Origin of the sequence: Paenibacillus lemnae (genome assembly GCF_012933385.1) — a bacterium.
Lineage (GTDB): Bacteria > Bacillota > Bacilli > Paenibacillales > Paenibacillaceae > Paenibacillus_AQ > Paenibacillus_AQ lemnae.
Genome location: NZ_JABBPN010000010.1, coordinates 154,197 through 164,633, shown reverse-complemented (window position 1 = coordinate 164,633; position 10,437 = coordinate 154,197). Strand labels below are relative to the sequence as shown.

Sequence of the window (10,437 nt, the reverse complement as noted above, 5' to 3'; positions counted from 1 at the left end):
TAGCGCAAGCTTTGCTTCGAGCTCTTGAGCCAGCTCCGAAGTCAGCTTTCCCGCAGGTTTACAAGACAACCGGCGTTCCATGTAAGCCCTTTGGGCCTGCTCCGCCCTATACGTTCCATCTGCGCCTCCACGTATCCGTTCTCTCGCGATGGCAGAATGATGTCGGCCCAATTCTTTTCCGATGGCACGGTTCGACCATCCCAACCGTAACAATAGTTCTAGTTGGCTGCGTTCGTTTATGCTAAGATGAGTGTAACTCATGGGATGATTCTCCTTGTGTGAATGGTGTGTGGTAACTTCATTCTACACGAATCGTTCCCATGGGCTATTTCTTTTTAGGTGTCGCACTTCATATTACAATCTGTCATATAAAAAAGAACTGATACGTGGAGATCCATTAATGACAGCGCACAAAAAAGCGTTGAGGAGACAACCAAATGAATCAACAAGCAGTTTTGGACCAGGTAACCTCTCTTCTAAGAGATGCGTTATCGAATTCGGTCGCAGGAATCTACCTGCATGGATCAATGGCAATGGGAGGGTTTAATCCCGCACAAAGCGATATTGATATTTTAGTTATCATTGGGGAAAAGCAGCCGATCGAGATTTATAAAGGCATTGCCCTGAAATTAATCCAGCTCGAAGATGAGATGAAGCTGGTCAAAGGCTTTGAGTTAAGCATTGTGTTGAAAACGTACGCGGATCAATTTGAATATCCGACACCTTTTGAATTTCATTATTCTTCTTTTCATAAAGAGAAGTATCGTACAGACGAGAATTATTTGTGCGGCAGTTATCAAGATCCCGACTTGGCCGCTCATTTTATGATTACCTATCATCGTGGAGTTGTCCTTTTTGGGAAGCCTATTAAAAGCATAATCAAGCCTGTAGACAAACACTTCTACATGGATTCCATCGTCTCACAGTGCCTTGTGAGGTATACGGATGAACGGAACTCGTTAAACCTTAATCAAGAACAACTAATAAACTTTCTAAACTATATGAAAAGAGAAATTGACTCAGAGCAAAGCCCGACCAAAGCGTAAACGCTAAAAGTTTGTGTTCAGCTCGTTGAGGTATGAGCATTTACTGTACCATCCCGGTATTTGCAGGAAACTGCGGAGGACTTGTTGTCCATCGACATCCATGTAGAACAATAACATCGTGAGAAGGCTGCCGAATTCAACAAATAATGGGGGAAAATAGATGACACACATCTCGTTTATAGATAAAAGCCTTCGACTCGCTGTTTCGATAGCGGGCCTTCCGCTCACCTTCAGTCAAACCGCTGTAAGCGGTTATCAGTGGAAGCAGCACAAACCGTCAGGGAAGCTTGTCTCGATCGGTGATACCCAGCTGCATGCCGTAGTTTCAGGTGAACCTAAGCCCCATACGCCAACAGTTATACTGGAATCAGGCATGGGAGGCTGTTCATTAGACTGGTCCCTGGTCCAGCCGGAGCTGTCCAAGCATACACAGGTGCTATCTTATGATCGTGCCGGTTTCGGCTGGAGTACTACACCGATGGAGAAGCCAACCTGCAGACAATATGTAGAAGATCTTCGATTGCTATTAAGTGAACTCCGTTTAAAACCCCCTTATATTCTGGTGGGTCATTCCTACGGGGGAATGATGATGAAGTTATTCGCTAGTCTATATCCAGAGGAAGTCACAGGACTGATGCTGGTGGATGCGGTACATGAAGATCGGTATGATGCAGAGAAAATGGACCATAGGCGGATAAAAGAGCGTAGAAGTGTTTTGAAATTGTCGAGGCTCGGTTATATCCTATCTCCCATTGGTCTGCCGCGTTTGATCAAAAGACATATAGGAGCCAACCGGCTGCCTTCACATATTCAAAAAACAGTGACTTCCCTGGGCCGAAGAAACAACGCTTTTCAAGCTGCGTATTCCGAAATATTGTGTACAGAAGAAAGCGCAGAGCAGCTTAAAAAAGCATCACCCTTACACCCAGATCTGCCCGTGATTGTCTTAACTGCAGGAAAACAAAGTGATGAGTGGAAACAGGACCAGAAGAAACTGCTGGATCTCACCCAGCGTACCCGGCAAATCATAGTTGAAGAAAGCTGGCATTCCATTCAAATTTATCAGCCTCAGAGCGTGATTGAAGCCGTCAGGAGTTTATTACATACATGAAGAGAGTTTTCTCATACATATCACAGGAAGGAGTGCTGGGGTTGGAAAAGATTGCAGTCATTACGGGAGCCAATTCAGGCATGGGCCTGGCATCGACGATAGAGCTGGCGAAGCAGGGTGTGCGGGTCATCATGGCCTGCCGAAGCAAGGAACGGGGAGAAGCTGCCTTGAATGAGGCAAAGGAGCACAGCGGCTCTGATAAAATAGAACTGATGCTGTGCGATCTGGGGGACTTGTCCAGCATCCGCCGGTTTGTAAGTGAATTTCAAGAGAAGTACCCTGTGCTGGATGTGCTGCTGAACAATGCCGGGGTTGTCATGACCCGCCGCAAAGAGACAACAGATGGTTTCGAGATGGACTTGGGGGTAAACCACCTTGGGCATTTCCTGTTGACGAATCTGCTGCTTGACCCGCTGCTCGCGGCAGAGCAGGGGCGGGTCGTCACGGTGGCATCGGGCGCTTATAAAGCTGGAAAAATTCATTTTGATGATCCGTTCCTGAGCCGCGGTTTCAATGCCATTAGAGCCTATGCTCAATCGAAGCTGGCTAATGTGCTGTTCACACGGGAGCTGGCGGCGAGACTTCATGGCACCAAGGTCACGGCGAACTGCGTCCACCCCGGCGCCGTGGCGACCCAGATCGGGGTAAACCGGGATACTGGCTTTGGCAAAACCGTGCTGAACATGCTGAAGCCGTTCTTTCTCACACCACAGCAGGGAGCTGAAACAGCGCTGTATTTGTCACTGGCACCTGAACTTGCAGGTACCACAGGGCAGTATTTTTACCGCAAAAAAATACAGCAGCTTAAACCCAAAGCCCAAAACAAACAGGAGGCGGAACGCTTGTGGGAGTGGAGCTGCAAACAAGTGGGTATTCCTAATCTAAAGACTATAGAACAGCGAGGATACATACAATGACGAAAAAGCTATACAACGACTCTGCTTATATTCGGGAATGGGATACTTCGATTACACACAGGCTGGAACGGGAGGACGGATGTTATCTCGTCCTTGAGGAGACTAGCAGCCGAAGGTGACAGAGAACATCCGCATTGTGGAGATCGATGGAGTTGAATATAACGCCTGCGGCGGCACACATGTGACTGCCACGGGGGAGATTGGGATAATCAAGCTGCTGAAGACAGAGAAGCAGAAGGGACATATACGAATTTACTTTAAGTGCGGGTATCGTGCGCTGAAGGAATTCAACAGCGGCGTGAATATTCTGGCCAGTCTGTCTGCCCGTTTCAATACGGCAAAGGAAGCCAGAGAAGGTGCCTTGGCGTTCTACCGTTTTACAGCAGAATTATGGATAGTTCATTGATCTGCTTCAAAGGATGTGAAAAATTTCCCAGTCCTGCACAAGGATACATATCCATGATAAACTAACGCTATGCCTCACTACAGCGTTGGGGCAGTACACCATTGCGCTAAACATATCAACACATCCGGAGGAATATCATGAGAACCGCATTGCGGAAGTGGAATCAAATCAGTCTGGTCAAAAGAATTTTGTTAGGCATAATCGTGGGGATCATTCTGGCCCTCAGCGTTCCCGGTGCAGCCGGAATAACCATTTTTGGCTCTCTGTTTGTGTCGGCACTAAAAGCGGTAGCTCCTGTACTGGTCCTGCTGCTCGTTATATCTGCCATATCCAGCCATAGACAGGGCAGCCAAACCAATATGAAACGAATTATAGTTCTATATGGAGTCAGTACTTTTTTAGCCGGACTGATTGCTGTAGGAGCAAGTTTTATTTTCCCGGTTCATTTGTCACTCGTGACAGGATCGCAGGATCTGGCTCCGCCTGAAGGAATTGCCCAGGTACTTGAGAGTCTTCTGCTTAGTGTGGTCGATAATCCGGTGAATGCCCTGATGAACGCCAACTTTATCGGTATTCTGGCTTGGGCTATCCTGCTTGGGGTGGCTCTAAGAAAAGCGAACGATACGACAAAAAGCCTGCTGACCCAAGGCTCGGATGCTGTATCTCAAATCGTGGGATGGATCATCCAGTTTGCTCCGCTCGGGATTATGGGTCTGATCTTTGATTCGATTACGTCGAACGGGCTTTCCTCCTTGCTGGATTACGGCCAGCTCATTCTTGTTCTGGTGGGATGCATGGTGTTTACTGCACTGGTCATGAATCCATTGATCGTATTTCTGAATATCCGCCGAAATCCGTATCCTCTCGTGTTTCAATGTTTGAGGGAGAGCGGGATTACCGCATTTTTCACACGGAGTTCTGCTGCTAATATACCGGTCAATATGAGGCTGTGTGAGAAGCTGGGGCTGGACAAGGACACCTATTCTGTATCCATTCCACTAGGAGCAACGATTAACATGGCCGGTGCTGCGGTCACCATCTCTGTATTGACTTTAGCAGCGGTGAACACCCTGGGTATCCAGGTGGATTTTGGTACGGCACTGATTCTCAGCATCCTGGCGGCTGTTTCTGCCACGGGTGCATCTGGAGTAGCTGGCGGCTCGCTGCTGCTGATCCCGCTTGCGTGCAGCTTGTTTGGAATCTCTAACGATATTGCCATGCAGGTCGTTGGCGTAGGCTTCATCATCGGGGTTTTGCAGGACTCGTGCGAGACGGCGCTGAATTCCTCCTCGGATGCACTATTCACCGCCACAGCCGAATATGCCAAGAAGCGAAAAGAAGGCAGTGCAGCATAGATGGAAGGCAGGGGCTATATAGCCCCTGCTTTTTTAACGTTTGTTGAGTCTGATGCAGAAAAAAATGTTTGCCTAATAAATGGAATTCTGTGATAACATTAGACTAACATTTAAATATCCAATAAAAGGATGTGCATGCACCTATGGCAGGCAAAGTGACAATGCAGCAAATCGCCGATCATCTCGGTGTATCTAAGTACGCTGTTTCTAAAGCGCTTTCAGGAAAGCCTGGCGTCAGTCCGGACACCCGGACGAAAATCGTGAACACAGCGACGCAGCTCGGATACTTCACCAATAAGGGAGCAGCTGGCATGAGCCGAAAAACCGACCTCACCGAAGGTTCGGCGGCTTCGCCCGAGACAGTAATCGTGCTCGTGCCCAAAGTCCGGTATCAGACCCGGGATTCCGTATACTGGGGCCGCATCATCGATGGTATAACCAGTGAGCTCGAGAGAAGGGGAACCGGTATGATCATCATGACCGACCAGTTCAAGGACAGCTTCGCCAGTCTCATCAATCCTGGCGGGGTTCTCGGTATCATCGGTGTAGGATTTATTTCGTCTCAGCTGCTGCTCGAGATCCGTACACTGGGCATACCGCTTGTCCTCATTGATCATGAAGATCCGCTGATTCCATCGGACTCGCTGTTTATGAATAATGTTGAGTGTATACGCCGCGTCACCAATTATCTAATCGGTTTCGGCCACCGCAGACTGCAGTTTGTCGGCAACATCCAGTTCTCCAAAAGCTTCGCAGACCGTTACCATGGCTACCGCAGCATGCTCGAAGAATACGGTATCTGCTCCGAACAGCAGGAAGAGCTGCTGAGCCTTTCAGGGAGCAACCGCTCGGAAATGACGGAATCGCTGGAGATGATTCTTGGCGGAATGAAAGAGCTGCCGACCGCGTTTGTCTGTGCGAACGACTCCATCGCGATCTGCGTCATGACCGTTCTCGGCCGCCTTCAGGTAGCGGTGCCAGAGCGGTGCTCTGTGACGGGTTTCGACGATATTGAAGATGCAGCTTTGTCCACCCCAGCCCTGAGCACGATCCATGTGTTCAAAGAAGCGCTCGGCCGGCGGGCCGTAGAAACCTTGATGCGGCGTGCAGAGCAGGCCGATAGTCCGCATGAGAAAATTATGCTTGCCGGCGATTTTATCATCCGGAACTCGACTGCCTATGCAGAGAAGGTCGAATAAAATGATGCCCTTAGAGAAATTGTCCCGGCTGTGGAAGGAGCGGCCGCCTGGTCGGCTGGACCGTAAGCTGTCGGTCGTGTTTCTGTTTCTGATTATACTGCCGATGGGGCTCATCACTTATTTTGCAGCCGAACGCTATACCACCTTGATCGAAAAGAACACGCTTGCTTACGTATCCCAGCTCTCGAGCAAAATGATGGGCAAACTGGATGACTACGTGAGCGACATGATGAAGATCTCCATCATTCCCTCCTACCTGAATGAAATTCAGTCAGGTCTGGAGATGTCGAACCGATACTACGATCCCGGCAGGCAGGCGAACAAGGACCGTCCAAACGAAACCGAAGGGAAGCTGCAGATAACACGGAAGGTGGAGCGCAGCATTTATTTTATGAATAACATCAAGGAAGGCACAAGCAACGTATATTTGTTTGACCTTTATGGTAACCCGTATTATGTCGTCAAAAGCGGGGGCAGCCGCTCCCAGCTGAATGAAAATTATGAGTCCTGGCGGAAGCTTGCGGAGGCAGCAAATGGGCGGCCCGTCCTGGTCAGCACACAGGAAATCGCAGTTCCGGCCGGCAGCAAACAATATATGTTCACCGTTGTCCGGGACATCATCGACAAATCGTACCGCTCGATCGGTACCATAGCCGTAGACGCCAACATCGGTGTGATCGAGAACATCGTCACAGACCTGGAAGAGACGACCCACGGGAAGACCTACATACTGGACGACAGCGGCATGGTCATTTACGACAGCGAGAAAAAATATCTGGCCCGCAGTATGAGTCAGCATGCCGCCCTGGTTAAAGCAGGCGGAAAGGAAGGAAGCTTTCGCATGGACGTTGACGGCCAGCCGCAGCTTGTCGTCTATAAGAAATCCCAAAAGACCGGATGGCTCATCCTCATTACCGTACCGGAGCGTCCGCTGATGAAGGAAGCCCTTGAAACCAGGAGGGTGACCATTGCCGCTGCCATCGGAGCTGCGGCCTTTGCGCTGGCGATATCACTGATCTTCATTTATGCAATGACAAGGCCGCTGCGCTCCATCGTCCAGCACATGAAGCTCGTGCAGACTGGTAATCTGGACGTCGTATTTCCGGTCACCAAACGGGATGAGGCTGGATTGATCGGATTATCTTTCAATCGTATGATGGGCCGGATCAAACAGCTCATCAACGACATTTATGCCATGGAAGGCCGTAAGAAGAAAGCCGAACTTGAGAAGCTGCAGCATCAGATTAATCCGCATTTTATATACAACACGCTGGAGACGATCCGCATGACGGCGGTACTGCATGACGATGCCGAAGTTGGAGAGATGGTTCATTTGCTCGGTAAGCAGCTTCGTTACAGTATCCATGCCGGCAGTGAGGTGGTCGAGGTGCGGCGTGAATGGGAGCATCTTCAGGCTTATATCGAGCTGCTGAACTACCGATTTGGGGAGAGGTTCATGCTTACTATTCCTGATGATCCGGACGTTGGTTCCATTCGGGTCATGAAGCTGCTGTTCCAGCCGATTGTGGAGAATGCCGTGAATCACGGCTTTGACGAGAGGAAACCGAGTCTCCATTTAACGATTTCGTATGAACGAACAGGAGACTGTCACTGTTTTATGGTAAGAGACGACGGGGCAGGCATTGCGGAGCCGGATCTAAGCCGTCTTGTCCGCAAACTGGAAGAGGGATGGCCGCAGGAAACAGATGAAACGGATGAAACGGATGGGCATGGCATTGGGCTGAGAAATGTTCACGAGCGGCTGCAGCTTCGGTACGGCAGAGCTTATGGACTTTCTGTAGAGAGCAGACAGGGGGAAGGAACTGCGGTTTCAATTACGTTCCCTGATGAATATGGTCAGAATCAACTGGAAAAGAGGGATTAAGGAATGCTTGACATTGCAGTGGTGGATGATGAGGAGCGCATACGGATGGGATTAGCCAAGCTGATCACAGATGCCGGCGATTCATACCGAGTGGTCGGCACGTTTGGCAGCGGACAGGAACTGCTCAGCCAAATGAGCGGGCTGCAGCCTGATTTGATTATAACGGATATCAAAATGCCGCAGATGAGCGGCCTGGAGCTGATGGCGCGCGCCCGGGAAATCACCGGTGATGCGATGTTTGCCGTGCTGAGCGGGTATGACGACTTTGAGTATGCCAGAACTGCGCTGCGCCAGGGAGCCATGGAATATTTATTGAAGCCGGTCAACATCAGTGAGCTTCACCGCCTCCTGGAGAATGCATATGCCCTTGTCACGGAGAAACGGAATGAACGCCGGCTCGAGTCAGATGATCTGGCCAGCTTTCTGCTGGGTCAGGAGGAGAAGCGCCTGCCGGCCCATCTGTTCGAAGAGGTGTGCGGCAGATTGGATCAGCAGGCCTTATTCCGAGGCTGCTATGCTGTGTTCGTTCTTCAGGCGCCGCCGAATATGACAGCGGAGGCGCTTCACGGATGTACGGCGGATTGGGGAGATGAGCGGCGGATCATCGGCTGTGTGGATGGACGACAGGCAGCCATTCTTCCGCTCGGGCCATCGGACCCTGCCGGAGAGGCTGCGGAACGCGCTTCGCTGCTGCTCCGGCGTCAGCCTGCTGGCATGATCGCAAAGGCAGGTATCAGCGGTGTATTCTCCGGCAGCCGGTGGCTGCCAAGAGCATATGAGGAAGCCATGTCTTCGCTTGAAACGGCATGGTACAGCCGTGAGATGCGTATTTGCGGTGCACTCGGTGGAGGGCATGAGACGCGAGGAAGAAGAGAACTGAGCTACCGGCTGGTCCGCTCACTGGAGAAACAGATATTTCCTGCGCTGTTTTCAGGGGAGTATGCACGTCTGCCAAAGCTGGTTTCGGCGTGGCTGGAGGAACAGACGGCTTCAATGCCAGGCTGGGCGGAATTAAAGGAAGCTGCCGCAGCTCTGAAGGAGCTCACAGGCGAGGAGATGGAACGACGTGGTTTATCCTCCCAAGGGGTGGAGTGGCCGTCAGATCCCGGTGAATCCCCGGATTGGCGGACGTTCGCGGCAAGCCTAAAGGCTGCGCTGGAATGGGCTTCTGGACAACTAGAACAGGCGAAAAGCGAGCACCGGGCGGTTGAAACTGTGAAGACGTATATCCAGCAGCATTTTACTGAAGAGATGGAGCTGCAGCAATTGGCGGATCTTGTTTATCTGACACCCAGCTATCTAAGCAAATTGTTCAAAACTGAAACCGGTGAGACGATCACCGACTTTATCATTGCCGAGCGCATTACGCACGCCAAGAAGCTGCTGAAAGAAGAGCACGGACTTAAGACGTATATGGTCGGTGAGCGGGTAGGTTATCCTGATCCGGCGTATTTCGCCAAAGTATTTAAGAAGATGACCGGCAAGACCCCGAAGGAATATCGTGAGTTTGTTAGGTGATTGTTATCTTAATTGAAGACAATAAAACGAAACCCAATCTATTATTTTTCCCCGCTGTGTCATCTATAATAATGAAAACGGTACCATTCTATTCATGAAAGCGAGGGAGGAGCTTGTTCAATCTTAGTTACAAAGCACAGCGGTATCTTATCCTCTTCGGGTTCCTTACCATTCCGGTGGTCCTGTCTCTGACCTTTTCGTATTATCCGGCGCTGTCTCTTGTGTACTACAGTTTGACGGATTGGACCGGTCTCGGCTGGGATATGAATTTCGTCGGACTGGACAATTACAAGGAGATTTTCACCAAGCCCGAAGTGTTCAGCTCGCTGAAGAACAATCTTTATTATTTCATCGGCGGCTTGATCCAGGTCATGCTGGCACTGTACTTCGCGGTTATTCTGACGGGAAAGCTGAAAGGAAAGAACGGATTTCGGGTAGCTCTGTTCCTGCCCTATGTACTCCACAGCGTGGCAACCGTCATCATGTTCAAGAATGTATATCACATGGAGTACGGCTCGCTCAATACGCTGCTCGAAGCCATCGGCCTGGAGTCGTGGCAGCAGAGCTGGCTCGGCGATAAACGTATCGTGAATGTCTCGCTCGCCTTTATCTCGATGTGGAAGTACATGGGTCTGAACATGGTCATTTTTATCGGGGCCCTTCAATCGATTCCCGGAGATCTGTATGAAGCTGCTTCCATTGACGGTGCTTCAGGGTGGCAGAAATTCCGCTACATTACACTGCCAAGTATTCGCAGCGTGCTGGAGCTGATGCTCATCCTGACGCTGACAGGCGCACTTGAAGCGTTCGATATTCCGTTCGTCATGATGCTCGGTGCCAATGATACATCAACCTTTGTTATCCATACGGTGAACACGGCGTTTAAGTACCAGAACTTCGGCCTTGCGTCGGCCATGGCGGTTGTGCTGCTGGCGATCGTACTGCTATTTATCGTCATTCAACGGAAACTGCTGTTCAGGGAGGGAAGAAGTCAATGAAG

At 50.3% G+C, this 10,437-nt stretch carries 10 protein-coding genes and 1 pseudogene; 10 read left to right on the top strand and 1 reads right to left on the bottom strand.

What is annotated here, in order from left to right:
* Positions 1–261: helix-turn-helix domain-containing protein (locus HII30_RS12590; protein ID WP_169505384.1), on the bottom strand; the 261-nt coding region annotated here is incomplete at its 3' end.
* A gap of 176 nt (positions 262–437) precedes the next feature.
* Here HII30_RS12590 and HII30_RS12585 point away from each other — a divergent pair.
* From HII30_RS12585 to HII30_RS12545, 10 genes and pseudogenes are all read left to right on the top strand, one after another.
* A complete protein-coding gene (locus HII30_RS12585; RefSeq protein WP_169505383.1) occupies positions 438–1,046 on the top strand; it encodes a nucleotidyltransferase domain-containing protein in 609 nt (202 codons plus the stop codon).
* 160 nt (positions 1,047–1,206) lie between these two features.
* Positions 1,207–2,157: an alpha/beta fold hydrolase gene (locus tag HII30_RS12580; RefSeq protein ID WP_169505382.1), complete on the top strand. Its 951-nt coding sequence runs from the start codon at positions 1,207–1,209 to the stop codon at positions 2,155–2,157.
* A 41-nt stretch (positions 2,158–2,198) separates the two neighbouring features.
* Positions 2,199–3,074, top strand: coding sequence for an SDR family oxidoreductase (locus HII30_RS12575; RefSeq protein WP_425495995.1), 876 nt, complete (start codon positions 2,199–2,201; stop codon positions 3,072–3,074).
* A complete protein-coding gene (locus HII30_RS21845) occupies positions 3,071–3,193 on the top strand; it encodes a hypothetical protein (protein ID WP_281363478.1) in 123 nt (40 codons plus the stop codon). The genes HII30_RS12575 and HII30_RS21845 overlap by 4 nt, the downstream gene beginning before the upstream one ends.
* A pseudogene (locus HII30_RS12570) lies at positions 3,181–3,420 on the top strand (hydrolase); the annotation flags it as partial. The gene HII30_RS21845 and the pseudogene HII30_RS12570, both read left to right, overlap by 13 nt.
* A gap of 197 nt (positions 3,421–3,617) precedes the next feature.
* Positions 3,618–4,835 (top strand): serine/threonine transporter SstT, encoded by a 1,218-nt coding sequence (gene sstT, locus HII30_RS12565; protein WP_169505380.1) that lies wholly within the window; start codon positions 3,618–3,620, stop codon positions 4,833–4,835.
* A gap of 143 nt (positions 4,836–4,978) precedes the next feature.
* On the top strand, positions 4,979–6,034 hold the full coding sequence (locus HII30_RS12560; protein ID WP_169505379.1) for a LacI family DNA-binding transcriptional regulator: 1,056 nt from the start codon (positions 4,979–4,981) through the stop codon (positions 6,032–6,034).
* Between the two features lies 1 nt (position 6,035).
* Positions 6,036–7,919: a cache domain-containing sensor histidine kinase gene (locus tag HII30_RS12555; protein WP_169505378.1), complete on the top strand. Its 1,884-nt coding sequence runs from the start codon at positions 6,036–6,038 to the stop codon at positions 7,917–7,919.
* 3 nt (positions 7,920–7,922) lie between these two features.
* Complete coding sequence (locus HII30_RS12550; protein WP_169505377.1) at positions 7,923–9,437, top strand: response regulator; 1,515 nt, start codon at positions 7,923–7,925, stop codon at positions 9,435–9,437.
* A 113-nt stretch (positions 9,438–9,550) separates the two neighbouring features.
* A complete protein-coding gene (locus tag HII30_RS12545; protein ID WP_169505376.1) occupies positions 9,551–10,435 on the top strand; it encodes a carbohydrate ABC transporter permease in 885 nt (294 codons plus the stop codon).
* Positions 10,436–10,437 lie beyond the last annotated feature (2 nt).

Coding starts and splice junctions, on each gene's coding strand:
- HII30_RS12585 (WP_169505383.1), top strand. CDS start 438: ATGAATCAACAAGCAGTTTTGGACCAGGTAACCTCTCTTCTAAGAGAT.
- HII30_RS12580 (WP_169505382.1), top strand. CDS start 1,207: ATGACACACATCTCGTTTATAGATAAAAGCCTTCGACTCGCTGTTTCG.
- HII30_RS21845 (WP_281363478.1), top strand. CDS start 3,071: ATGACGAAAAAGCTATACAACGACTCTGCTTATATTCGGGAATGGGAT.
- sstT (WP_169505380.1), top strand. CDS start 3,618: ATGAGAACCGCATTGCGGAAGTGGAATCAAATCAGTCTGGTCAAAAGA.
- HII30_RS12560 (WP_169505379.1), top strand. CDS start 4,979: ATGGCAGGCAAAGTGACAATGCAGCAAATCGCCGATCATCTCGGTGTA.
- HII30_RS12555 (WP_169505378.1), top strand. CDS start 6,036: ATGATGCCCTTAGAGAAATTGTCCCGGCTGTGGAAGGAGCGGCCGCCT.
- HII30_RS12550 (WP_169505377.1), top strand. CDS start 7,923: ATGCTTGACATTGCAGTGGTGGATGATGAGGAGCGCATACGGATGGGA.